22 protein-coding genes and 1 tRNA gene are annotated in these 23,079 nt (G+C 66.0%); 4 read left to right on the top strand and 19 right to left on the bottom strand.

The features are described 5' to 3' along the window. Positions 1–10 precede the first annotated feature (10 nt). Positions 11–310 carry a hypothetical protein gene (locus tag DFO58_RS07505; protein ID WP_147407221.1) on the bottom strand — a complete coding sequence of 100 codons (300 nt, stop codon included), beginning with the start codon at positions 308–310 and terminating at the stop codon, positions 11–13. 25 nt (positions 311–335) lie between these two features. After that, the gene (gene mca, locus DFO58_RS07510) at positions 336–1,238 is read right to left on the bottom strand and encodes a mycothiol conjugate amidase Mca (protein ID WP_053799331.1); all 903 of its coding nucleotides are present in this window, start codon (positions 1,236–1,238) and stop codon (positions 336–338) included. Positions 1,239–1,444: 206 nt separating this feature from the next. On the opposite strand from mca, the gene DFO58_RS07515 reads away from it, so the two are divergent. Continuing rightward, positions 1,445–1,864, top strand: a complete 420-nt coding sequence (locus DFO58_RS07515) for a DUF4307 domain-containing protein (protein ID WP_047118437.1) — start codon at positions 1,445–1,447, stop codon at positions 1,862–1,864. 276 nt (positions 1,865–2,140) lie between these two features. Next, positions 2,141–2,635, top strand: a complete 495-nt coding sequence (greA, locus tag DFO58_RS07520; protein ID WP_047118436.1) for a transcription elongation factor GreA — start codon at positions 2,141–2,143, stop codon at positions 2,633–2,635. Positions 2,636–2,709: 74 nt separating this feature from the next. Here the strand turns inward: greA and ilvA are convergent, their stop codons facing one another. From ilvA to DFO58_RS07545, 5 genes are all read right to left on the bottom strand, one after another. Then, positions 2,710–3,981, bottom strand: a complete 1,272-nt coding sequence (ilvA, locus tag DFO58_RS07525; protein WP_053797497.1) for a threonine ammonia-lyase — start codon at positions 3,979–3,981, stop codon at positions 2,710–2,712. Further along, positions 3,971–5,287 carry an AI-2E family transporter gene (locus tag DFO58_RS07530; RefSeq protein ID WP_053797496.1) on the bottom strand — a complete coding sequence of 439 codons (1,317 nt, stop codon included), beginning with the start codon at positions 5,285–5,287 and terminating at the stop codon, positions 3,971–3,973. Before DFO58_RS07530 ends, ilvA begins: the two co-directional genes overlap by 11 nt. A 115-nt stretch (positions 5,288–5,402) precedes the next feature. Further along, the gene (locus DFO58_RS07535; protein ID WP_181728046.1) at positions 5,403–6,215 is read right to left on the bottom strand and encodes a Bax inhibitor-1/YccA family protein; all 813 of its coding nucleotides are present in this window, start codon (positions 6,213–6,215) and stop codon (positions 5,403–5,405) included. Between the two features lie 242 nt (positions 6,216–6,457). Next, positions 6,458–6,542, bottom strand: a tRNA-Leu gene (locus DFO58_RS07540). 116 nt (positions 6,543–6,658) lie between these two features. Next, the gene (locus DFO58_RS07545; RefSeq protein WP_047118429.1) at positions 6,659–8,026 is read right to left on the bottom strand and encodes an FAD-dependent oxidoreductase; all 1,368 of its coding nucleotides are present in this window, start codon (positions 8,024–8,026) and stop codon (positions 6,659–6,661) included. A gap of 250 nt (positions 8,027–8,276) precedes the next feature. Here DFO58_RS07545 and DFO58_RS07550 point away from each other — a divergent pair, with 250 nt between their 5' ends. After that, positions 8,277–8,612 (top strand): hypothetical protein, encoded by a 336-nt coding sequence (locus DFO58_RS07550; protein WP_120989985.1) that lies wholly within the window; start codon positions 8,277–8,279, stop codon positions 8,610–8,612. Positions 8,613–8,655: 43 nt separating this feature from the next. On the opposite strand, the gene DFO58_RS07555 is transcribed toward DFO58_RS07550, so the two are convergent. The 6 genes from DFO58_RS07555 to DFO58_RS07580 form a co-directional block, all read right to left on the bottom strand. Next, on the bottom strand, positions 8,656–10,041 hold the full coding sequence (locus DFO58_RS07555; RefSeq protein WP_286163530.1) for a S8 family serine peptidase: 1,386 nt from the start codon (positions 10,039–10,041) through the stop codon (positions 8,656–8,658). A gap of 154 nt (positions 10,042–10,195) precedes the next feature. Next, positions 10,196–11,128 carry a Ppx/GppA phosphatase family protein gene (locus DFO58_RS07560; protein WP_113606797.1) on the bottom strand — a complete coding sequence of 311 codons (933 nt, stop codon included), beginning with the start codon at positions 11,126–11,128 and terminating at the stop codon, positions 10,196–10,198. Beyond that, complete coding sequence (locus DFO58_RS07565; protein WP_120989989.1) at positions 11,128–11,826, bottom strand: DUF501 domain-containing protein; 699 nt, start codon at positions 11,824–11,826, stop codon at positions 11,128–11,130. The genes DFO58_RS07560 and DFO58_RS07565 overlap by 1 nt, the downstream gene beginning before the upstream one ends. Before the next feature lie 23 nt (positions 11,827–11,849). Next, the gene (locus DFO58_RS18755; protein ID WP_286163516.1) at positions 11,850–12,752 is read right to left on the bottom strand and encodes a septum formation initiator family protein; all 903 of its coding nucleotides are present in this window, start codon (positions 12,750–12,752) and stop codon (positions 11,850–11,852) included. A gap of 124 nt (positions 12,753–12,876) precedes the next feature. Continuing rightward, on the bottom strand, positions 12,877–14,157 hold the full coding sequence (gene eno, locus DFO58_RS07575) for a phosphopyruvate hydratase (protein WP_053797492.1): 1,281 nt from the start codon (positions 14,155–14,157) through the stop codon (positions 12,877–12,879). Between the two features lie 90 nt (positions 14,158–14,247). Continuing rightward, the gene (locus DFO58_RS07580; protein ID WP_120989991.1) at positions 14,248–14,946 is read right to left on the bottom strand and encodes a MazG nucleotide pyrophosphohydrolase domain-containing protein; all 699 of its coding nucleotides are present in this window, start codon (positions 14,944–14,946) and stop codon (positions 14,248–14,250) included. 121 nt (positions 14,947–15,067) lie between these two features. Between DFO58_RS07580 and DFO58_RS07585 the strand changes: the two genes are divergently transcribed. Then, positions 15,068–16,558 (top strand): aldehyde dehydrogenase family protein, encoded by a 1,491-nt coding sequence (locus DFO58_RS07585; RefSeq protein WP_120989993.1) that lies wholly within the window; start codon positions 15,068–15,070, stop codon positions 16,556–16,558. A 91-nt stretch (positions 16,559–16,649) separates the two neighbouring features. Here DFO58_RS07585 and DFO58_RS07590 read toward each other — a convergent pair whose 3' ends face one another. From DFO58_RS07590 to DFO58_RS07615, 6 genes are all read right to left on the bottom strand, one after another. After that, positions 16,650–17,858 carry an adenosine deaminase gene (locus tag DFO58_RS07590; protein ID WP_120989995.1) on the bottom strand — a complete coding sequence of 403 codons (1,209 nt, stop codon included), beginning with the start codon at positions 17,856–17,858 and terminating at the stop codon, positions 16,650–16,652. Between the two features lie 91 nt (positions 17,859–17,949). Then, a complete protein-coding gene (locus DFO58_RS07595; protein ID WP_047118421.1) occupies positions 17,950–18,639 on the bottom strand; it encodes a DedA family protein in 690 nt (229 codons plus the stop codon). Between the two features lie 245 nt (positions 18,640–18,884). After that, entirely contained in the window at positions 18,885–20,198 is a 1,314-nt protein-coding gene (locus DFO58_RS07600; protein WP_120989997.1) for a thymidine phosphorylase, read from the bottom strand. 28 nt (positions 20,199–20,226) lie between these two features. Next, on the bottom strand, positions 20,227–20,637 hold the full coding sequence (locus tag DFO58_RS07605) for a cytidine deaminase (RefSeq protein WP_047118419.1): 411 nt from the start codon (positions 20,635–20,637) through the stop codon (positions 20,227–20,229). Between the two features lie 9 nt (positions 20,638–20,646). Next, positions 20,647–21,921, bottom strand: coding sequence for an ABC transporter permease (locus tag DFO58_RS07610; RefSeq protein ID WP_047118418.1), 1,275 nt, complete (start codon positions 21,919–21,921; stop codon positions 20,647–20,649). After that, positions 21,918–23,072: an ABC transporter permease gene (locus DFO58_RS07615; protein WP_231736110.1), complete on the bottom strand. Its 1,155-nt coding sequence runs from the start codon at positions 23,070–23,072 to the stop codon at positions 21,918–21,920. The genes DFO58_RS07610 and DFO58_RS07615 overlap by 4 nt, the downstream gene beginning before the upstream one ends. Between the last annotated feature and the right edge of the window lie 7 nt (positions 23,073–23,079).

Consider the following 23,079-nt stretch of genomic DNA (forward strand, 5'->3'; position numbering starts at 1 on the left):
CTAGCACGGACTACTTGTCTTCGCTGGTCTTCGGGTCGATCGGCTCGTCCGGCTCTTCGAGCGTGCGCTTTTCGCCTTCGTCCATCATCTGCTGCTGGCGCTGCTCGGCCTCGGACTGGTAGCGCACACGGCGTACACGACGGACCATGTCACGCATCAGGAAGATGCCGGCGACAACCATCACGGCGGTGAAGACGAAGCCGAGGAAACCGGGACCGTAGTCGCTGGCCTTCTCGGTGCCGAAGGTATTGCGGGTCGATGCCAGGATCACGGACGCGTAAATCGCATTCACGGTGTACAGACAACTCATTTCTACAGCTGGAAGGTATTGGGAACTATCTTAGTCCGGCAAACAGGTCGGACTCCGGCAGTTCGGTGGCCACCTTGGAGGAAATCAAGGTGTAGTCCTCCCACGGCCAGCTTTCAGCATAGACGTGTTCCGGAACGGCGAAGAAGAATCCCTCGGGATCTATCTGGGTTCGGTGCGCCAGCAGGGCCTGATCGCGCTGGGAGAAGTAGTCGGCGCACAGGATCTGGGTGGTCGTGGTGTGTGGTGAAACCCACTTGAACATCTGGTTGTCCTCGTCGGCTTCCCACTGGGCCACGCGCTCGGTGTAGGGCGATTCGTAGCCCGACTCGAGCATCGCGTAGTGCAGGGTGCGGAAGCGCTCCGGGGAGAACGCGCGGTCGTAGTAGAGCTTGCCGACCTGCCACGGGTCGCCCAGCTCGGGGTACATTTCCGGGTTTCCGGCGTGCTCGAAGGCGAAGGTGGAAACCTTGTGGCACTGGATGTGGTCCGGATGCGGGTAGCCGCCGTTTTCGTCATAGGTGACGATGACGTGCGGGCGGAATTCGCGGATCAGCTTGATGATGCCGGCCGAGGCGGTCTCCACCGGCTGCAGGGCGAAAGCGCCGAAGGGAAGCTCGGGCAGTGGGTCGCCCTCGGGGAGCCCGGAGTCGACGTAGCCCAGCCAGCGGTGCTTGATGCCCAGGACCGCGGCGGCTTCAGCCATTTCGGTGCGGCGCACTCCGGCCAGGTCGCGGTGCGCGTGGGCCAGCTCGCCGGCCGCCGCGTTGAGGATGTCCCCGCGTTCGCCGCCGGTGCAGCTGACGACCATGACCTCGGCGCCGGCGTCGACGTAGGCCGCCATGGTCGCGGCGCCCTTGGATGACTCGTCGTCGGGATGCGCATGGATCGCCATGAGCCGCAGGCCCTGGGAAGGGGCGATCTTTTTCATCACGTGGTTCTCCACTGGTCAACTTCCTTCAGCACTTTGTACACTCGCGCGGGGCTTTCGCGCCCGCCCTCTATCTCAACCACTGTCCGACCTCCCGTTATTCCCCGGAGCAAGTCAACGGTAGACTTAACATCCAGGACCCAATGAACGGAAGGCCCTTGAATACCGGGCCACCGCCAAGGCAAGAGAGTGGTGCAAGGCGCGCAATGTCTGATCCAAGCTTAACGGCTCGCTACAACAACCCCAAGAAACGCCACCTGTCGAAAAAGAACCGCAACATCCTGATCGGTTCGGCCCTGGTCATTGGAATCGCCGGCGCAGCCTATTTCGCTTCCTCGAACTATGACGCGCTTTCCTACCAGGACGTCAGTTTCGACGTCGAGTCCCCCACCATGGCCCAGGCGACGATCGCCGTTGAATACAACGCCAAGGACCGGGTGCAGTGCGATGTTCGCGCCATGAACAAGACCAAGGCCATCGTCGGGTTCAAGACCATCGTATTGGATCCGGGCGAACAGACCGGCGTGGTGAAGCAAACGCTCACCGTGGATCTGCACACCGACAACCTGGCCGTCACCGCCGGGATCGAGGAATGCACTGTCGTCCCGCAGGACTTCAAAGGCTGACATTTCCCCTGTTGACTCACCTGATAGCTGAAACTATTGGGTTTATTCAGGTTTGGCGACTACTATCGATGAAAAGATACGTTTCGCCCCGCATCGGCGCATGACCGGAAAGACAAACCGGAACATGTTGCTGGCGGGGTCTTTGCTTGCATCTGTAGGAATGCGGCATCCGCCAAACGTACCGAATCCGACTTCGTCGAGGCCACCGTACAGGTGGCTTTCCACTTTCCTGAGGAAGGTGCGGCGAGGTCCCGACTGACCAAAGGAAGTACAACCGTGAGCACCAACAGCAACGAACCCATCGTTTGGCTGACTCAGGAAGCCTACGATCGGCTCAATAATGAACTGACCTTCCTCTCCGGCCCGGGCCGCGCCGAGATCGTTGCCCGTATCGAGCAGGCCCGCTCCGAGGGCGATCTGAAGGAAAACGGTGGATACCACGCAGCCCGCGAGGAGCAGGGCAAGGCCGAAGCGCGCATCCTGTACCTGAAGGACCTGCTGCGCCGTGCGCATGTCGGTGAAGCTCCAGCCGATGACGGAGTTGTCGAGCCGGGCATGCTGGTCGTGGCCAACATCGCCGGCGACGAGACCACTTTCCTGTTCGGTTCGCGCGAGGTTGCCGGCGACACCGACCTGGAGGTCTACTCCGAGCAGTCCCCTATCGGCGTGGCAGTGCACGGCGCCAAGGTGGGCGACAAGCTGACCTACGCCGCCCCGAACGGCCGCGACATCAAGGTGGAGATCATCTCCGCCAAGCCGTTCTCCGCCTAGCACCCGCCAGGCAAGACCATAAGCCGCTGGCCGCCCCCTTCCGGGGGCGGCCAGCGGCTTTTTGCGGGTTCCGGCTAGGCGACGGAGCCGCCTGCGGTATTGGTGATGTGCGGGTCGAATCCTTCGGCGCGCAGGTTGTTCAGCACCATCTTGGAGTGCTCGTGGCCCTTGGTCTCCAAATCGATGGTGATCGCCACGTCGCCCATGGACAGCGAGCCGCCGATGCGGGTGTGGTCCAGGCGGGTCACGTTGGCATCCGATTCGGCGATGATGCGCGAGATCTGCGCCAGGGCGCCTGGGCGGTCCGGAAGCATCATGCGGATGGTCAGGAAGCGTCCTGCGGCGGACAGGCCGCGCTGGATCACCTTGAGCATCAGCAGCGGGTCGATGTTGCCGCCGGAGAGGATCACCGCGGTGGTCGCCGGGTTAATCCCGTGCTCCTCCAGCTTGTTCTCCAGCAGCGCCGCGACGCCCACGGCGCCGGCCGGCTCCACCACCAGCTTGTTGCGCTCCAGCAGCACCACCAGGGCGCGGGCCAGCGCGTCCTCGGAGACGGTGACGACGTCGTCCACCAGCTCCTTGATGATCGCGAAGGGCAGCTGGCCGGGTTTGCCCACGGCGATGCCGTCGGCGATGGTGTGCACGGTGTCCAGCGGCACCAGGGCGTCCGCCGCCAACGACGGCGGGTAGGCCGCGGCGTTCTCCGCCTGCACGCCCACCACGCGGATCTCGCGGCCCAGCTCGCGGGCGCGTTCCTTCAGCGCGATGGCCACGCCGGCCAGCAGCCCGCCGCCGCCCACGCCCATGAGCACGGTGTCCACCTCCGGCAGCTGCTCCAGCAGCTCCAACCCGATGGTGCCCTGCCCGGCGATGATGTCGGGGTGGTCGAAGGGATGCACGAAGACCGCGCCGGTTTCATCCGCGAAGCGCTGCGCCTCGGCCAAGGCCTGGTCCACCGTGTCGCCGAACAAGACGACCTCGGCGCCGTGGTCCCGCGTTGCGGTGAGCTTGGGCAGGGCGACACCCAGCGGCATGTAGATGCGGGCCTTGATGCCCAGGTGGCTGGCGGCCTGCGCGACGCCCTGGGCATGGTTGCCTGCCGAGGCGGCGACGACACCGCGGGCCTTCTCCTCCTCGCTGAGCTTGGCCATGCGCACGTAGGCGCCGCGGACCTTGAAGGATCCGGCGCGCTGCATGTTCTCGCACTTGAGGTAGACCTCGCCGCCCAGGTGCTGGGACAGCACGCGGGAGTGCTCGACCGGGGTGAGCGCGATAACCGGCTTGAGGACCTTCGCGGCTTCTTCGATATCCGCCAGGCTGACCGGAAGTTTGGTTTCAGTGTTCATGATTCTTGTCCTCGGGATGCTCGGGAAGCCGGGGTGTCGGCGCAGGTGATGATGTTGGTGGAGCCGCTGGGGTGGCCGCAGCTTCCAGGTCGGATGCGGGGGCTCTGGCACCGGCCAGATTCGTGCCGTAATTCTGCGCGACGAATGGATCGTCTTCCCAGCTGCGCCGGGAGAGGTACTTGACGACCGTGTTCAACACGGCCAGCAGCGGCACGGCGAACAGGGCTCCGGCGATATTCGCCACCATGGTGCCTCCGGCCACGGACAGCACCACGGCCAGCGGGTGCAGGCTCACGGCCTTGCCCATGATCAGCGGCTGCAGGATGTGCGATTCAGCCTGCTGCACCAGCAGCACGATGGCCAGCATGATCAACGCATTGACCCAGCCGTTGGAGACCAGCGCGAGCAGCACGGCCAGTGCTCCGGTGACCAGCGCGCCGACCACCGGGATGAAGGAGCCGATGAACACCAGCACGCCCAGCGGCAGGGCCAGCGGGACACCCAGGAAGAATGCGCCGAAGCCGATGCCCAGCGCGTCGATCAGCGCCACCAGCATCTGCACCCGCACGTAGCGCACCAGCGAGGACCAGCCCCGGGTCAGCGCCCCGTCCATGGCGGGCCTGGCGCGGCGCGGCAGCAGGTTGATCAGGAACAGCCCAACCCTGCGCCCATCCAGCAGCAGGAAGATCAGGCAGAAGACCGTCAGCAGGACCCCGGTGAGGATCTGGCCCAGCGCCGAGCCCCAGCTGATGGCTTCGCTCAGGATGTTGCTTGCGTTGCCGCGCAGCTCGGTGAGGGCGTCGTCCAGCACGGTTTGCAGGTCGTCATTGGTCAGCTGCAGGGGGCCGTTGAACAGCCAGTCCTGGATCTGCTGGATGCCGGTCAGCGCTTGCGTCCACAGGTCGGCGAACCCGGCGCCAAGGCGCTGGCCCGCGATCGAAAGACCGGCCGTCACCAAGGCCAGGAAGCCGATCAGCGTGATGCCCACGGCCAAGCCATGGGGCACCGCGAGCTTGGCGTGCAGGATCTTGACGACCGGCGACAGCAGACTGGTCAAGAGCGCGGCAACCATGACGGAGATCAGCAGCAGCGAGACCTTGGACAGCAGCCAGAAGACCACCCCCAGCGCGGCGACGATGATCAGCAGGCGCCAGGCCCAGCTCGCCGCCAGGCGCACCCCGTACGGCAGGTCCTCGGCCGTGCGCAGGTCCAGCGACTCGACGGGGACCACGGCGGGCTGGGCGGACTTCAGGGTCGGCAGGTTGCCTCGCAGACGGCGCAGACGCTCTAACCGATTACTTTTCATGTCCCTACGCTACCGCGCCGAGTGCACGCCGATGGATTCCATGTCCAAATTGTGACAAAAAACAAGGACCAGTACCCGATATGGGCACTGGTCCTCGAAATCTAATTCAATATGGCTACTCGTCGCCACGCAGGATTGCCAGAATGCGCAGAATCTCGGTGTAAAGCCAAACCAAGGTCACTGTCAGGCCGAAGGCGCCGCGCCAAGCCATGATGGCCGGGGCACCCTGCTTGGACAGTTCCTCGATCATGGTGAAGTCCGAAACCAGCGCGTAGGTGGCCAGCAGGATCGCCAGCACGCCGATGATCAGGCCCAGCGCCCCGCCGCCGGCGCTGCGCAGGCCGAACATGCCGTCGACGACGCCGGTGAGCATGAGCACCATGTTCAGCAGCGAGAAGACGACCATGCCGATCATGGCGACCATGAACATCTTGTTCAGCTTCGGGGTCATGCGGTACTTGCCCGAGCGGTACAGGGCCAGGGTCACGCCGGCTACGGCGAAGGTGGCGACCACTGCCTGGATGGCAACGCCTGGGTACAGACCGTCGAGGAACTGCGACAGGCCGCCGAGGAACAGGCCTTCGGCTGCCGCGTAGAGGAGGATCAGCGCCGGGGAAGGCTTCTTCTTGAAGGCGTTGACCAAGCCGAGGACGAAACCGACCAAGGCGCCGGGAAGCATCAGGGCAGGAACCACCCAGCCAATGGCCGCGCCGATCACCACAAGGCCGAGGGTGAAAATGGTCTTGTTGATGGTGTCGCCGATGGTCATGCGACCCATGTCGGCGCTGGTGGCGGCCGGCTGCTGGTACATGTTGTCCAGCTGCTCGGCGCTCAGGTTGGCGGTGTCACGGAATCCAACCGGAGCACCGGGCTTGGTGGCCCATGCGTCGGCCTGGTTCTTCGAACCAAAGATTGGGTTGCCGCTCAAGATTATTCCCCCGTAGGTTGTCTGGTCAGTAGGCAGGCAGTACGAAATATTGCTGTTCTTAACAGTATTGATAATTGCTGTGAATCTGCTCAGTCAAAGGGATGATTTCACCCTTTGACAACCTTAATTCTCTACTCCGAGAGCGAAAATCCCGGTTTACGGCGGGCGAACGGCAGCGGACGCTGTGCCCGGATGCTCAAAAGCCCCGGCCGCCCTTGCGGGCTGTCCGGAGCTTTCAGATGTGGTACCCCCAGTGGGACTCGAACCCACAAGCCTTGCGGCAGCTGATTTTAAGTCAGCCGTGTATGCCAATTCCACCATAGGGGCAGGACTCTAAAATCCTACGCGATCGATTCGGGAAACGGGAAATTGCCCGGCACGCAGGTTGGGGACCGCCTGCAAGGCGATCCCCAACGCGTGATTCGATCATCGGCCGCGAAGTGCTACTTCTTCGGCTTGGCGGTTTCCTCGAAGGCGGTGCGCGGTGCTTCGAGGTTGTTCAGCTGCAGCGCGTCGCGGGTGAAGAACCAGGCAACCATCCAGTCGCCGACCACGCGGAACTTGCGCTCGAAGGTCGGCATGGCCATGCCGTGGTAGCCGCGGTGGGCCATCCATGCCGGCCAGCCCTTGAGCTTGATGCCGACGACCTTGGCAACACCCTTGTTCTTGCCGAAGCCTGCCACGGCGCCGAGGTTCTTGTGCTTGTATTCCTTGATGCGGCCAACGCCGTAGCGGGCTGCGTACAGGTTCTTTGCCAGCAGCTTGGCCTGGCGCACGGCGTGCTGCGCGTTCGGCACGCAGGTGCCGTCCGGCAGGCCGCCGGTGACGTCCTTGACTGCCGAAACGTCGCCGGCTGCCCAGGCGCCTTCCAGCGCATCGCCATTCGCGTCCTTGATGCGCAGGTCGGTGCGGGTCTCGATGCGGCCGCGCTGCTCGATCGGGAAATCGGTGGAGCGGACCATCGGGTTGGCCATGACGCCGGCGCACCAGATCAGGGTGTCCGAGTAGAAGGCGTCGGCCGGGGACTTGTCGGCCATGTTGATCAGCTGCAGGTAGCCATCGGTGGCGTCGGCCAGCGAGGTGTTCAGCAGGACCTCGATGCCGCGGCTGCGCAGGTGCTCGACAACCCATTCGGCCTGCTCGGCGGTCACTTCAGGCATGATGCGGCCCATGGCCTCGACCAGCACGAAGCGGACTTCGCTCTGCTGCACGCGGTCGTTCAGGCTAACCAGGTGGCGTGCCATGTCCTCGAGCTCGGCGATGGTCTCGATGCCGGCGAAGCCGCCGCCGACCACCACGAAGGTCAGGGCGCGCTTGCGGGCTTCAGGATCAGTCATGTTCGAAGCCGACTCGATGCGCTCGGCAACCTTGTTGCGCAGCGCGATGGCCTCTTCGATGGTCTTCAGGCCGATGCCCTGCTCGGCCAGGCCGGTGATCGGGAAGGTGCGGGTGACCGCACCGGCGGACATCACGACATCGGTGTATTCAAGTTCGTACTCTTCGCCGTTGACCGGAGCGATGACGGCCTTCTTGCTGGCGTGGTCGATGCTCAGCACGCGGCCGTTGATCAGCTCGGAGTGCTTGAGGTGCTGACGGTGGGAGACCACGACGTGGCGCGGTTCGATCTGGCCGCCTGCAACTTCCGGCAGGAACGGCTGGTAGGTCATGTATGGGTTCGGGTCGACCACGGTGACGATGCCGCCGTGGGACTTAACCTTCTTCTGCAGATTCATCGCAACGTACAGGCCAACATAGCCACCGCCAACGACGAGAATGCGAGGACGCTTCTGGGAGCTTTCGATGATCGACATACTGTCGATTCTACGCGGATTTTCGGAGTTAGTGAAAATATTCACTAACTTAATGAGTATGTTTAATCACGTATCCATCCCCCTTCCGGCCACGGTGCGGAGCATTCGCCATGGCAGCCGGTGATTAGGGTGCGGATTCCGTGTTTTTCACGGCTGTTTCACTGCCCGAAAGCGCCGTCCCGGCAAGCTGGCGGACGGCACGCGGTGGGGCCGCCCGGCCGAGGCGCGTCGGAGGTGCAATGGTTGGCGCATGCGCGTATTCCGAAGGTTCCTGATTTGGCTGGCGGCCCTGCTGACGCTGCTGGGAGCTGCCGCCAGCGTGATCATGTTCCTCCAGCCCTGGCGCAGCTGCCCGGAGATCGATGACAGCTCCGCCGGCTGCCCCGCCACCGAAAGCGACCTGGCGCTGCTGGGGCTGGCAGTTGCCGCAATGCTGATCGGGCTCGTCCTCTGGATCGCCGCCGTTCCCCGGCACCAGAGGATCACCGGTGAATTCGCGGCGCCTTTCGGGGCGCTTCCGGCGTCACCGGCCCCGGGCGCCCCGCCCGTTTCTTCCAAACTGCATTCCGCGGACGAAAAGCAATGAAGAGGCAAATGACCCGGCGTCCTTGCGGACACCGGGTCATCATCTACTTCTCGTCCTCGGGAATATCGTCGAACAGGTCGCGTCCCTCATTGGGCTTGCCGACCGGCAGGTCGCTGAGCTTGGCCGAGTGCACTTGGGCTGTCAAGGCCTGCTTCCGGGCCCTGGAGCCGACCTGCACACCGCCGATGACCAGCACCAGCAGCAGGATCAGCGATCCACCGATGACCAGCACCGGCTGCAGCGCCGGGGTCGAGGTGTCCGGGGCGATCGGTTCTGGAGCCGCCACCTGCTTCAGATCCGACTTCTCCTTGGAAACGCCCGGGTCGGGCACGTCCGAGGCCTGGTCGGTATTGCGGCGGTGCACCCGGATCCATTCGGCCATGGTGCCCAGCGGATTCTCGCTGACCGCCGGGACGTCCGCATTCACCGCGGCGTTCGCATCGATGATGCCGTAGCCGTAGAGGTTGTCGACCCCGTCGGCACCGGTGTCCTTGGCGGTCTTCAGGATGCGGTTGATGACCTGCTCCGCCGGCATGTCCGGGTACTTGGAGCGGATCAACGCCGCCACGCCCGCCACGAGCGGCGCCGCGCCGGAGGTGCCCGACCAGCGGGCGTAGCCGTTGTCCGGCAGCCCGCCGACCAGCTTCTCCGCCGGGGCCGCCACGCCGATGGAGATGCCCTCCGTGGAGGAGTCCTGCGAGGCCTTGCCGTTCTCGTCGACGCCCGCGACGGTCAGCACCCCCGGGATCGTGGCCGGCGCGCCGACCTGGTTCATGCCGCCGGAGCGGTTGCCTGCGGCGGCCACGACAACCACGTCGCGCTCCTCGGCGTACTTGAATGCTTCGTCCCAGCTTTCGGGCCAGGCCGGGCTGGTGGAGCCCAGGGACATGTTGATGACCTTGGCTCCGGAGTCCACGGCGTACTTCACCGCCTTGGGGATCTGCTGCTCCACGGAAATGCCCGACGGGTTGCCGTCGCCCATCCACAGCGACACGGACAGCAGCTCGGCCTTGGGCGCCACGCCGAGCACCCCGTCCTTGCCGCCGGTCAGTGCCGGGACCTTTTCGTATTCGGGTTCCTCCGGGACGTCCTTGTCATCTTCCTCGGCGGTCTTCTTGGCCTGTTCCCAAGCCGACTTCAACCGCTGGTTCTCTGAGGTGACCCGGTCGATTTCCCCCTGGTTGTTGCCGCGGCCGGCCAGCAGGGTGGCCACCAGGGTGCCGTGCTCGCTCATCACGCCGATGGGCTTATCGCCCTTGGCACCCCCGGCCCCGGACATGTCGGCGCCGCCCACCACGGCTCCCTTCAGGTCGCGGTGGCTCGTGTCGATGCCGGTGTCGATGACGGCGACCTTCACGCCCTCGCCCTTGGTTTCCTTCTGCGCCTCGGTAACTCCCAGCGACTTCAGCCAGTATTCGGCGTTGCGCATGTCGTCGGCCTGCGCCACGGAGCTGGGCAGCAGGAACGCGAAGGCCAGCAGGGTCGCGAGCAGGGCCGAAACGGCGGTGCGCGCGCCGGCCGGGCGGCCGGAACGTACTGGTTGTTTCAAGGTCATCTCCTGCCCTGTCTTGCCTGCGGTGTAATCAAGCGCGCTGCGCGGCAGAGGCCGCGATGCCGTCGAGGATGTCGTGCTCCGAGGCGACCAGCAGCATCTCGCGGTGTCCGCTGGCGCGCTCAAGGTAGTCCAGGATGCGCTCGACGATGACCGCCCCGGCCTGGATGACGTCCACGCGACCCGGATGCATGAAGCCCAGCGCCTGACGCTGCTCGCGGGTGTAGGAGAGCATCGAGGCGGTGGCCTGGCGCATCTGGGCGAAACTCAGCTCGGCTCCGTGGATGGCCGCGGAATCGTACTGCTTCAACCCCAGCGCCTGCGCGGTGAGGGTGGTGCAGGTGCCTGCGACCATGATCACCGCGTCGACCTGGCTCACGTCCACCACGCCGTCCAGGGTCTGCAGGGTTGAATCCAGGAATTCCAGGCTCTGTCGCGAGCGCAGCCCATCGAGGTGGAAGCGTTCGGTCACGCGCACGCAGCCCATGTCCAGGCTTGCGGCCGCGAGCGGGCCGCTCTGGTCGCCCAGCACGAACTCGGTGGATCCGCCGCCCAGGTCGATGACCAGCACCTGCCCGGGTTTGCCGGCGCGCACCGAGGCGGCTCCGGCGAAGGACAGCTGGGCCTCCTCCTGGCCGCTGATGACCTCCGGCTCGACGCCGAGGATCGAGGTGATCTTGCTGGTGAACAGCTCGCGGTTCGAGGCGTCGCGGGCGGCGGAGGTGGCCGCGAAGCGGATGGCCTGGACCTGGTGCTCGTCGCACAGCTTCTTGTATTCCTTGACCGCCGCGAAGGTGCGCTCCAGGGCTTCGGGGGCGAAGGCGCCGGTGGCGTCCACTCCCTGGCCCAGGCGCACGACGCGCATGGTCCGCACCACGTCGCGCAGCTCGCTGCCATCCGCGGCGACGTCGGCGATCAGCAGGCGGATGGAGTTGGTGCCGCAGTCGATACCGGCGACGCGCATTACTTCTGCTCCCCGGCGTTCTGCGCGGCCTCGCGGGCCGCGCGCTTCGCGGCGCGTTCGGCGCGCTTGACGGCCGGGTCGACCTTTTCCTGGGTCTTCACGTGGCGCGAACGGTCCTGGCTGGGGGCCTGGCCCTCGGTGTCCCAGGCGCCCACGCAGAAGCACTTGTCCTTGGTCCACCATTGCGCGATGGCTTCCAGCGCCTCGTCGCCCAGCGGGTTCACGCCCTCGCCGGCGGCCAGCGAATGGCCCACCAGCACGTGCAGGCACTTCACGCGCGTCGGCATGCCGCCGGCCGAGACGCCGGCGATCTCCGGCACCGCCCCGGTGCCCGAACGCTCGCCGATGGCGTCGCGGTTGGCCAGGTAGGAGTCGTGGGCCGCGGCGTAGGCGGAGGCCAGCGGCGCCTCGGCGGCCAGGCGATCGTTCATCTCGTTCATCAGCCCGGCGGCTTCCAGCCGCGACACGGCGGAGGTGATCACCGGGTGGGTCAGGTAGTAGGTCGTCGGGAACGGAATGCCCGAGGAAAGCCGCGGCGCGGTGGTGGCGACCAGCGGGTTGCCGCACACGCAGCGTGCACCGATTTCCACCACATCCCGCACCGGACGGTTCAGCTGGCGGCTGAGGGTGTCCAGGTCCTGCTCGCTGGGTACTCGTCCGGCGGCGTCCAGGGCTTCGCGGATGGGCTGTTCAGTCACGTTTCGTCTCTTTGCGTCGTCGGTCAGTCTGTTGCGGAACGGGTGATCGAGTCGATGAGCGCATCGACCCAGGGCAGTTCCTGGCGCACTTCGTAGGTGCTGCCGTTGCCGGATTCGGCGCTCTGGTCTTCGGGCTTCTCGCCAACAACCATGTAGAGCTTCTCACCGGGCATCACCAAGTTTATCCGCTCGCGGGCCTGCTGCTTGATGTACAGCGGGTCATCCCACCGGGCGATCTCCGCTTTCAGCTCGTCGCGCTGGGCTTCCATCGCCGCGATGGAAGCGCGCAGCTCGTTGATCTGGGCCATCTGGGTGCGGTAGTAGTTCACCGTGGGAACCAGCATGACCGCGAAGAAGGCGAAGACCACGATCAGCGCGGCGATGCGTCCGGAGAAGCGGTGGGCCGCCACCGGTTCGCCCTGCTGGACCGGCGCCTGCGGCTCGGGCTTCTGGCCCGGCTTGCGGCGCACTGCCATGGAGAACTTGGCCCGGTCTTCGCGGCGCCGCTCGTTCTGCTTTTCCTTGGCGCGCTCGCGCAGCGGACGCTTGGAACCCTCGGGGTGGGCGGCGCGCTGGGGAGCAGGGGCGCCCGGTTCCTCGGGTTTGGCGCGGCGGCCGGCCGGTGCTACCGGTTTGCCGGCGGCAGGCTTGGCGGCCGAAGGCTTGGAGCTGCCGGGCTTGGAGCCACCCGGCGTGGAATGGGCCTGCGTGGACCGCGAGGGGCTGGGAAGCTTGCGGACCTTCGGCGCGGACGCGGGGCGTTCGGTGTCCCGCACGATATGCAGTGCATCGGTCGCCGGTTCGGGCTCGGGGGCCGGCGCCTGGCCGGCGGCGGCGCGGTTCGCGGCCTCCGGGAATTCCAGCGGCTTGCCCTGTCCCTGGTGAGGGGTGTTCCTTCGTGGCATGCGCGGTGGTCGCTGGGCCATATTCCCCCATTCCCCATGGTGTTCTGCAAGTGGTACATCCGTGGAAAATCCGCGATATCTCCATTAAATAACGAAAAGCCCGCCGGTATCCACTACCGACGAGCTTATTCGCTTTAGCTGGTGATTAGCTGTTGAAACGCGGGAACGCGCTCTTGCCAGCGTAAACTGCCGAGGCGCCGAGGTCTTCCTCGATGCGCAGCAGCTGGTTGTACTTGGCCACGCGCTCGGAGCGGGCCGGGGCACCGGTCTTGATCTGACCTGCGTTGGTGGCCACGCAGATGTCCGCGATGGTCACGTCCTCGGTCTCGCCCGAACGGTGCGAGGTGATGGTGGTGTAGCCGGCACGCTGGGCCAGAGTGATGGCGTCCAGGGTCTCGGTCAGGGTGCCGATCTGGTTGACCTTCACCAGCAGCGAGTTGGCGGTGCCCTTTTCGATGCCGTCGGCCAGGCGCTGCGGGTTGGTCACGAACAGGTCGTCGCCCACCAGCTGCACCTTGTCGCCGATGGCGTCGGTCAGGGTCTTCCAGCCGTCCCAGTCGTTCTCGTCCAGCGGATCCTCGATGGAAACCAGCGGGAAGTCGGCAACCAGGGCTGCGTAGTAGTCGCTCATCTGGGCGGCCGTGCGGGCTTCGCCTTCGAACTGGTAGGCGCCGTTCTCGTAGAACTCGGAGGAAGCGACGTCCAGGGCCAGGGCGATGTCCTCGCCCGGGGTGTAGCCGGCGCGCTTGATGGCCTCGGTGATCAGTTCCAGTGCCGCGCGGTTGCTCGGCAAGTTCGGCGCGAAGCCGCCCTCGTCGCCCAGGCCGGTGGACAGGTTCTTTTCCTTCAGCACGTCCTTGAGGTTGTGGTACACCTCGACGCCCCAGCGCAGGCCCTCGGAGAAGGACTCGGCGCCCAGCGGGGCGATCATGAATTCCTGGATGTCCACATCGGAGTCGGCGTGCGAGCCGCCGTTGAGGATGTTCATCAGCGGAACCGGCAGGACGTGGCCGTTCGGGCCGCCCAGGTACTTGAACAGCGGCAGGTTCGCGCTGACTGCGGCGGCGTTGGCCACGGCCAGCGAGACACCCAGGATGGCGTTGGCGCCGAGCTTGGACTTGTTGCTGGTGCCGTCCAGGTCCAGCATTGCCTGGTCGATGGCACGCTGGTCGGTGGCGTCAAGGCCCTCCAGCTCGTCAGCGATTTCCTCGATGACGGACTCGACTGCGCCCAGTACACCCTTGCCCAGGTAGCGGCTCTTGTCACCGTCGCGGCGCTCTACTGCCTCGAACTGGCCGGTGGAGGCGCCGGATGGAACGGCGGCGCGGCCGTGCGAACCATCGGTGAGCAGGACCTCGACCTCAACGGTCGGATTGCCGCGGGAATCAAGGATTTCGCGCGCGTGAATGGCGTCAATCAATGCCATGAGTATGGACTCCTTGTAGAAAGGGGTGGTCAATGGGCTGGCCAGCCAGCGGTCGCTGAGTGACCGTTGGCGCCGTTGCCTGTCTCTAGCCTAGCGCTTTGAACCTGATTCGGGCGACGATGTTTCGTCCGCCTTCACCCCGTAGCTGCGCTGCAGCTGGTCGCGGAGCACCGATTCCGCGTCCAAGCCCAGCTGTTCGGCGCGCGCCGTGAGCGCCATCAGCTCGGCGGCGAGGCTGCGTTCATCGACCACGCGGCCGCGCACCTCGGGACTGATCCGGTGCTCCCCGGCAGCCGGGGAATCCGCCCTGGTATGGCGGTCAAGCAGCTTCTGCGCCAGGGTCAACGAAGGAAGGCCGGCAGGCAGGCCGGCGTTGCGGCGCACCCGCGGGGCGCCGCCCCGCTCGGCCTGCTTGGCTGCGTCCCAGACCCGGATGATTTCATCGACGTCGCTGACGACGTCCTGGCGGACATTCCCCTGGGCGTCGAAAACATGGCGATTGCGGCGCAGCAGCTTGGCGTCCAGGGTGGCGGCGACCTCCTCCAGCGTGAAGTTTTCCTGCTCCTCGGCGATGAGCGAATGCAGCAGGATCTGGAAGAACACGTCGCCCAGCTCTTCCTTGAGCGCCGGCGCGTCCCCCGTTCCGATGGCGTCCAGGACCTCGTAGCTTTCCTCGATCAGGTAGGTGCGCAGCGATTCGTGGGTCAGCGCCGCAGTCCACGCGCATTTCTCGCGCAGGGTGCGCACGGTCTGGATCAGGTGGTCCATGGAAGTTCTCTCGCTGGGCATGCATTCATCCTATCCCCGCGGAATCGGCCCCTGACGGGGCCGGAACACCGCCGCCTGTAATGAGCATTACATCCGGGCTAGCATTGCGTTAAGCCTCACCCTCCAAGCCAAAGGACTGACCATGACCGTGCAGGAAACCGAACGCCCAGCCTTCCTTGCGAAGCTGCCCTCCTCGTTGTTCATCAACGGCCAGTGGGTACAGGGCACCTCCGCCTCCACGCTGACCTCTTCCAATCCCTTCGAGGATGCGGTGCTTGCCGAAATCCGCCAGGCTTCCACCGCTGACGTGGACGCCGCCTACCAGGCCGCCGCCGAGGCCCAGTCCGCATGGGCTGCGCTGCCGCCGGCCGGCCGCACCGCCGTGCTGGAAAAGGCCGCCGACTACCTGCAGGCCAACTACAAGGACATCCTGGCCCTGCTCAGCGCCGAGTCGGGTTCCGCGCAGCTGAAGGCCAACATCGAGTTGGGCGGCACCATCGCCGCGATCCGCGAAGCGGCGACCTTCCCGTCCCGCGTGCACGGGAAGATCATGCCCTCGAACTTCCCCGGCAAGGAGAACCGCGTCTACCGCGAGCCGCTGGGCGTGGTCGCGGTGATCAGCCCGTGGAACTTCCCGATGCTGCTCTCCGCCCGCTCGGTGGCCCCGGCCCTCGCGCTGGGCAACACGGTGGTGCTCAAGCCCGCCTCCGACACCCCGCTCTCCGGCGCCCTCGTCCTGGCCAAGGCCTTCGAGGAAGCTGGGGCGCCGGCCGGCGTGCTGAACGTGCTGGTCGGTTCCGGCTCGGAAATCGGCGACTACTTCGTCGCCCATCCGGCCCCCTCGCTGGTGTCCTTCACCGGCTCCACCGAGGTCGGGCAGAATGTCGGCAAGATCGCGGTGACCGGCGAGCACATGAAGCGCGTGGCCCTGGAGCTCGGCGGCAATGCGCCGTTCGTGGTGCTTCAGGACGCGGACCTGGAGGAAGCGGTGAAGGCCGCGGCGCTGGGCAAGTTCCTGCACCAGGGCCAGATCTGCATGGCGATCAACCGGATCATCGTGCAGGCGCCGGTCTACGACGAGTTCGTCCAGAAGTACGCTCAGCTGGTGTCCACCCTGGGCTTCGGCGATGCTGCGGAGCGCAAGAACCTGATCGGCCCGGTCATCAACGACGCGCAGCTGGCCTCCGTCACCGCCAAGATCGAGCAGGCCCGGGCCGAGGGAGCCCGCGAGGTGCTCTCCGGGGCGATCCAGGGCCGGGTCATCCCGCCGCACGTTTTCGCCGACGTGACCCCTCAGATGGAGCTGTTCCGCGAGGAGATCTTCGGGCCCGTGGTCGGCATCGCCAAGGCGGACAGCGAAGAGCATGCGCTCGAATTGGCCAACGACACCCGCTACGGGCTGTCCAGCGCGGTCTTCACCCGCGACATCGAAAAGGGCGTGCGCTTCGCCCGCGGCATCAAGGCAGGAATGACGCACATCAACGACATCCCGGTGAACGACGAGCCGCACGTGATGTTCGGCGGCGAGAAGAACTCGGGACTGGGCCGCTTCAACGGCGAGTGGGCCATCGAGGAGTTCACCACCGACCATTGGGTGGGCGTGCAGAGCACTCCCAAGAAGTACCCGTTCTAGAAATTGAACATCTAGAGATTGAACAAGGCAGCCTGCCCGGAATGATCCGGGCAGGCTGCCTTGGTGCTGTTGTGCTCAGCAACTGGCGAGTCTAGTTTTCCTCGTAGTCCTCGTCATCGAAGTCTTCATCGTCGTCATCTTCGTCGTCGCCGTCCAGCAGGTGGTCGTAGAAGTCGTTGATGTACTCGACGAGCAGTTCGCGCATCTCCAGCGGCACGAAGGCCGCCTCAGCGGCGTTCAGGGTCAGGTCCAGCAGGTCTTCAAGGTCGTAGTCGAAGGCCTCGACCAGCAGCTCGAACTCGTCCGACAGGGTGGTGCCGGACATCAGGCGGTTGTCCGGGGAGATCGTGACATTGAACCCGGTCTGCACCAGCAGGTCGATCGGGTGCGATTCGATGCCCTCGCCGAATTCGGCGGTGGCCCCGGTCTGCAGGTTGGAGGAAGGGCAGATTTCCAGCGGGATGCCGCGTTCGCGCACCCAGTTGGCCACCGGGCCCAGCGAGACCAGGCCGGTGTCCTCGCCGACTTCCTCGCCGTCCTCGTCCACGCCGCCGAACTCGATCTCGATGTCCTCGGCCACGCGCACGCCGTGGCCCAGGCGCTGGGCGCGGCCCACCAGGATGGCGTCCTTGATGGAGTCCAGGCCCGCGGCTTCGCCCGCGTGCACGGTGGTCGGGAACAGGTTCTCGGCCAGCAGGTCGAAGGCTTCCTTCATGCGCGAAGGCGGGAAGCCCTCCTCGGCGCCGGCGATGTCGAAGCCGACCACGCCGTGACCGCGGTGGCGCAGCGCCAGCTTGGCGATCTCCACGCCATTGTCGGCATGGCGCATGGCGATCAGCAGCTGGCCGACCTGCATCGGGTGGCCTTCGCTGTTCAGTTCTTCGCAGGCCTGGTCCAGTCCTTCCTGCACGGCGTCCACGACATCGTCCAGGCTCAGGCCCTGGCGCTGGTGCTGTTCCGGGGCGTAGCGGACTTCGCCGTAGATCACGCCGTCCTCGGCCAGGTCTTCGACGAACTCGCGGGCCACGCGGATCAGGGCCTCGCGGGTCTGCATTACTGCAAGGGTGTGCTCGAAAGTTTCCAGGTAGCGCGGCAGCGAGCCGGAATCGGCCGATTCACGGAACCAATTGCCCAAAGCCTCGGCATCGGTTGCGGGCAGCTCGTGCCCAGCCTCTGCGGCAAGCTCGATAATGGTCGACGGGCGCAGACCACCGTCGAGGTGGTCGTGCAGAGAAACTTTTGGCAGATCCCGGAAGTCGAACTCGGGATCGTAGGCAGCATGAATCATTTCTTCAGTCACACCATTGAGCCTAGTCGCATTTCGGGCTGACTGATAGCCACCACGGCTGAAGTTCTGGACACATCTTGTCGACGGCTACCGGCCCCGGAGGTTAAATCTCCGGCTGCTCACCTGGAGGCACGGTTTGGATAGCTTTTCCCAGCGTCCCGCCGCGCTTCGCGGCCAGCTGGCGCAGCTTGCGGCGGTGGACCCGCTCCAGCACCCGGCTGACGATCTTGTCGATGACGTAGCCGAGCACCACGGCGATGACCACTGAGACGCCGATGCCCAGCAGCTTGTTCTCCGAAAGCCAGTTGCCGGCCAGCGCGCCGATGCCCACGGAGTAGGCGCCCCAGGTGATGCAGCCGATGACGTCGAAAAAGGTGAAGCGGTGGTAGGAGAAACCGGTGGCCCCGGCCGTCATGTTCACCGCGACGCGTCCCAGCGGGATGTAGCGGGCGGTGAAGATCAGCAGCGCGCCGGAGGTTTCCAGCTTGCGGGTGGCGAAGTCGAGGATCTTCTTGGCCCGGCCCTTTTGCATCCACCCGTATTGCCGGTAGCCGATGCTCCGGCCGATGCGGAAGGTGATCTGGTCACCGATGATCGCCCCGGACACGCCGATCACGAAGATCAGCAGCAGGTTGGGGCTTCCGGTGCTGATGCCCACGGCGGCCAGCGACACCAGGAAGGTTTCGGAGGGGACGACGGGGAAGACCCCGTCGATGAGGCAGAAGGCAAAGAGCAGCGGCAGGATCCACCATGCGGTGGCCGCATGCATGATCGCTTCGTTGACCAATTCCATCGGTGGGTGTATCGCTTCCTCGCTGCACGCGGTGGCTCGCTGCCGCGCTCTTAGTTCATTCTCCACCAGAATCCCGCCGGCGCGCACCCTACCGAGGTCGTGATTTGCACCGGACACTTCTCCATCCCGGGGATGAGTTGAATCTTTTAACGCCCGGCGGATCCCATGAGTTCCCTCCGCCCGGTTCGTCTCCGGGTTAAATGCCGACAGCCGCCCCCGTGCGGGGCGGCTGGCGGTTTGGCAGGCTACTTCGCGGCGATGCGGTCCAGGATCAAGCGCGTGTCCGGGCGGTCGCTGTCCGCGCCGATCAGGATGGAGCGCTGCACCAGTTCGATGGCGCGCTCCATCTTCTCCGGGGTGTCGGTCAGCAGCGTGGCGATCGGCTCCCCGCGGCGCACCAGAGCTCCGGGCTTGACGTGCAGCCGCACGCCGGCGCCGGCCTGCACCACGTCCTCCTTGCGGGCGCGCCCGGCGCCCAGGGTCCAGGCGGCCAAGCCGATGTCCATGGCATCCAGCTTCAGCAGCACGCCCTCGGCCGGGGCCAGCACGGTGTGCGATTCGCGGGCCACCGGCAGCTTCGCGTCCGGGTCGCCACCCTGCGCTAAGATCATGGCGCGCCATTTGTCCATGGCGCGGCCGTCGTTCAGCGCCGCACGCACGTCCACGTCGCGGATGCCGGCGCCGGCGAGCATCTCGGTGGCCAGGGCCACGGTCAGCTCGATGACGTCTTCCGGGCCGCCGCCGGCGAGCACCTCGACGGACTCCTGGACCTCGATCGCGTTGCCCGCGGTGAGCCCCAGCGGGGTGTCCATGTTGGTCAGCAGCGCCACGGTGTTCACCCCGGCGTCGGTGCCCAGGTTCACCATGGTCTCGGCCAGCTCACGGGCCATGGACTCGGTCTTCATGAACGCGCCGGAGCCCACCTTGACGTCCAGCACCAGGGTTCCGGTGCCCTCGGCGATCTTCTTGCTCATGATTGAGGAGGCGATCAGCGGAATCGCCTCCACCGTCCCGGTCACGTCGCGCAGCGCGTAGAGCTTCTTGTCCGCCGGGGCCAGCCCGGCGCCGGCGGCGCAGATGACCGCGCCGACGGTGGAGAGCTGGGCGAAGAGCTCCTCGTTGGACAGTTCCGCGCGCCAGCCCGGGATCGACTCGAGCTTGTCCAGGGTGCCTCCGGTGTGGCCCAGCCCGCGGCCGGAGAGCTGCGGGACGGCCACGCCGAAGCTGGCCACCAGCGGGGCCAGCGGCAGGGTGATCTTGTCCCCCACGCCTCCGGTCGAGTGCTTGTCGGTGGTCGCCAGGCCGCGTCCGGCCGGGTCGGCCAGGGTGGAGAAGTCCATGCGTTCGCCGGTGTTGATCATGGCGTTGGTCCAGCGGGAAATCTCCGCGCGGTGCATGCCCTGGAAGTAGATGGCCATGTTCAGCGCGGCCATCTGCTCCTCGGCGATGACGCCGCGGGTGTACGCGTCGATGGTCCAGTCGATCATCTCGTTGCTCAGCTCGCCGCCGTCACGCTTGGTGCGGATGACTTCGACGGCGCTGAATTGTTCGGCAGCCATGGGTGGGGCCTTTCGTTCTGTTCTCTGGTCAGTCGATGATGTTGTGCGGTCCGAAGGCATCGGGCAGCAGCTGGTCCATGCCCACGATCCCGGAGGCGGTCTTGATCCTCAGGTCGGGCCCACGATGCTCGAAGAGCAGCTGGCGGCAGCGGCCGCACGGGGTGATCAGCTCCAGCGGGCCGTCCTTGAGCTGACCGAAGCACACGAAGTAGTCCAGCGTGCCGCCGCCGGTGGCGAACAGCTCGCCGAGCATGGAGCATTCGGCGCACAGGGTCACCCCGAAAGCGGCGTTTTCGATGTTGCAGCCGGAAACCAGCCGCCCGTCGCTACTCAGCGCCGCGGCGCCGACCCGGAAGTTCGAGTAGGGTGCATAGGCCTTGGACAACGCGGCCGCGGCCGCAGCTTCAAGCTGCGACCACGGCGCGGTGGTGTTATTCATGGGAACGGGTCATTCCTTCACATAGGGATCGCCCACGGCGGCGGGGCCGCGCGAGCGTCCCACCAGGCCGGCGACCGCGAAGATCGTCACCAGGTACGGCATCATGGCCATGAACTGGCTCGGTACCGGGGTGCCGATGATCGTGAGCATCACCTGCAGGTTGTCCGCGAAGCCGAAGAGCAGCGCCGCGGCGAACGCGCCAAGCGGGTTCCAGCGTCCGAAGATCACCGCGGCCAGCGCGATGAAGCCGCGGCCGCCGGAGATTTCCTTGGTGAAGGAGTCGATGGCGACCAGGGTGAAGAACGAGCCGCCGATGCCGGCGACGATGCCGCCCAGGGTCACGTTCCAGAAGCGGGTGCGGTTGACCTTGATGCCCAGGGTGTCGGCGGCCTTCGGGTGCTCGCCCACCGCGCGCACGCGCAGGCCCCAGCGGGTCTTGTACAGGCCGAACCAGACCAGGAACACGGCGATGTACATCAGGTAGCCGATCACCGACTGCTTGAACAGGATCGGGCCGATCACCGGGATGGCGGACAGGCCGGGGATCGCGATGGTCGGCAGGTGCACCGGCGAGTTGTACAGCTCCGGGTCTTCCTGCATCACGGTGGTGAACAGGAAGCCGGTGATGCCTGAGACCAGCACGTTCAGCACCACGCCGACGATGATCTGGTTGACCAGGTACTTGATGGAGAACAGCGCCAGCACCAGGGAGACCACCGCGCCGGCGATGCCGGCGGCGACCAGGCCCGCGAAGGCGTTCTGCGTCACCGAGGCCACGATGGCCGCGGTGAACGCGCCGCCCAGCAGCTGGCCCTCGATGGCGATGTTGACCACGCCGGAGCGTTCGGAGAGCACTCCGGAGAGCGATCCGAAGACCAGCGGCACCGCCAGCACCACGCCGCCGGCCAGCAGGCTGGCCAGGGAGATGGAGTTGATGTTGGCGCCGGAGACGACCCAGATCAGGAACGCGAGCACAAACAGCACCGCGCCCACCGCGACGGCCCAGACCGGGAGCACCCGGCCCTTGGCCCGCAGCATCCAGGAGTAGGCGGCCAGCGCCGCCAGCAGCACGCCGATGACGATGTTCGAGGCGCGGCCCGGGAAGACCAGGTCGGGCAGGGAGAACGCGTCGCCGGCGGAGGTGAGCGAGAAGCTCGCGGTCTGCGAGTTGCCCAGCAGGCCGAAGCTGACCAGCACGATGACTGCCAGCACGCTGAAGATGATCGGGGTCTTCTTGCTCGGAAGCACCGAGATCGCTGACGTCGAGGGAAGCGTGGCGGTCACTTGGCACCTGCCTTAATCGATTCGGTAGCGCTGGTGCGCTTCTTCTTGCGGTTCAGTCCGAAGATCGCCTTGACCAGCGGAGGAGCCGCGATGAACAGCACGATCAGCGACTGGACAACCAGCACGATGTCGATCGGGGTGCCGGTGGTGATCTGCATGTTGACCGCGCCGGCGCGGAAGGCGCCGAAGAGCAGGCCGGCGAAGAAGGTGCCCCACGGGGTGGAGCGTCCCAGCAGCGCCACGGTGATGGCGTCGAAGCCCAGCGAGCCTGCCACGCCTGCGGTGAGCACCTTCTCGGTGCCCGCCACCTGCGCCACGCCGGCGGCGCCGGCCAGCGCGCCAGCGAAGGCCATGGCCAGGATGGTGGAGCGGGCCACGTTCACGCCGGCGGTCCGCGCGGCGTCCGGGTTGTGCCCGACGGCGCGGAACTCGAAGCCGATGGTGGAACGGTTCAGCAGCCAGGCCACCCCGATGGTCAGCAAGATGGCCATCAGGAAGCCCAGGTGCAGGCGTGAGCCGGGCAGCGAGGGGAAGATCGCGTTGGCGTCCAGGATCGGGGAGATCGGGTTGGTCTCGCCCGGGCGGCGGAACGCCTCGGTGTTCATCAGGAAGTCCAGCAGGTACAGCGCCACGTAGTTGAACATGATCGTCAGGATCACTTCGTGGGCGCCGGTGCGGGCCTTGAGCAGGCCGACCAGACCGCCCCACAGCGCGCCGCCGAGCAGGCCGAAGACGATCACCAGCAGCAGGTGGACGACCACCGGCAGGTGCCAAGCGAAGCCGACGTAGGCGGCCATGGTGGCGCCGATGATCAGCTGGCCCTGGGCGCCGATGTTGAACATGCCGGCGCGGAAGGCCAGTGCCACGCCCAGGCCCGCGCAGATCAGCGGGGTGGAGACCGTCAGGGTTTCCAGCAGCGGGGCGAAGCCCTGCGAGGAGTTGTAGATGGAGCCGTTGAACAGCGCCACGTAGCTTTCGGTGCCCGCGCTCCACAGCGCGGAGAAGAAGTCCGAAGGGCGGGCGAACAGGTAGCCTGCGGCCTCGCCGACCTTCTCGTCGGTGATCGCGATCAGCAGGCCGCCGATGACCAGCGCCACGATGACGCCCAGCACGGAGACCAGTCCAGGTCCCTGGGTGATGGACTTGAACAGGTCGTTG

The sequence above is a fragment of the Arthrobacter sp. AG1021 genome (genome assembly GCF_003633665.1).
In the GTDB taxonomy this organism is placed as follows: domain Bacteria; phylum Actinomycetota; class Actinomycetes; order Actinomycetales; family Micrococcaceae; genus Glutamicibacter; species Glutamicibacter soli.

Excerpts from the sequence above, each read along its gene's own strand:
- mca (WP_053799331.1), bottom strand. The coding sequence starts at position 1,238 with ATGAAAAAGATCGCCCCTTCCCAGGGCCTGCGGCTCATGGCGATCCAT.
- DFO58_RS07560 (WP_113606797.1), bottom strand. The coding sequence starts at position 11,128 with ATGCGCGTCGCCGGTATCGACTGCGGCACCAACTCCATCCGCCTGCTG.
- DFO58_RS07550 (WP_120989985.1), top strand. The coding sequence starts at position 8,277 with ATGCGCGTATTCCGAAGGTTCCTGATTTGGCTGGCGGCCCTGCTGACG.
- DFO58_RS07515 (WP_047118437.1), top strand. The coding sequence starts at position 1,445 with ATGTCTGATCCAAGCTTAACGGCTCGCTACAACAACCCCAAGAAACGC.
- DFO58_RS07505 (WP_147407221.1), bottom strand. The coding sequence starts at position 310 with ATGAGTTGTCTGTACACCGTGAATGCGATTTACGCGTCCGTGATCCTG.
- DFO58_RS07555 (WP_286163530.1), bottom strand. The coding sequence starts at position 10,041 with ATGCGCAACGCCGAATACTGGCTGAAGTCGCTGGGAGTTACCGAGGCG.
- eno (WP_053797492.1), bottom strand. The coding sequence starts at position 14,157 with ATGGCATTGATTGACGCCATTCACGCGCGCGAAATCCTTGATTCCCGC.
- DFO58_RS07585 (WP_120989993.1), top strand. The coding sequence starts at position 15,068 with ATGACCGTGCAGGAAACCGAACGCCCAGCCTTCCTTGCGAAGCTGCCC.
- ilvA (WP_053797497.1), bottom strand. The coding sequence starts at position 3,981 with ATGAACACTGAAACCAAACTTCCGGTCAGCCTGGCGGATATCGAAGAA.
- DFO58_RS07580 (WP_120989991.1), bottom strand. The coding sequence starts at position 14,946 with ATGCCCAGCGAGAGAACTTCCATGGACCACCTGATCCAGACCGTGCGC.
- DFO58_RS07595 (WP_047118421.1), bottom strand. The coding sequence starts at position 18,639 with ATGGAATTGGTCAACGAAGCGATCATGCATGCGGCCACCGCATGGTGG.
- DFO58_RS18755 (WP_286163516.1), bottom strand. The coding sequence starts at position 12,752 with ATGGCCCAGCGACCACCGCGCATGCCACGAAGGAACACCCCTCACCAG.
- DFO58_RS07530 (WP_053797496.1), bottom strand. The coding sequence starts at position 5,287 with ATGAAAAGTAATCGGTTAGAGCGTCTGCGCCGTCTGCGAGGCAACCTG.
- DFO58_RS07600 (WP_120989997.1), bottom strand. The coding sequence starts at position 20,198 with ATGGCTGCCGAACAATTCAGCGCCGTCGAAGTCATCCGCACCAAGCGT.
- DFO58_RS07605 (WP_047118419.1), bottom strand. The coding sequence starts at position 20,637 with ATGAATAACACCACCGCGCCGTGGTCGCAGCTTGAAGCTGCGGCCGCG.
- DFO58_RS07545 (WP_047118429.1), bottom strand. The coding sequence starts at position 8,026 with ATGTCGATCATCGAAAGCTCCCAGAAGCGTCCTCGCATTCTCGTCGTT.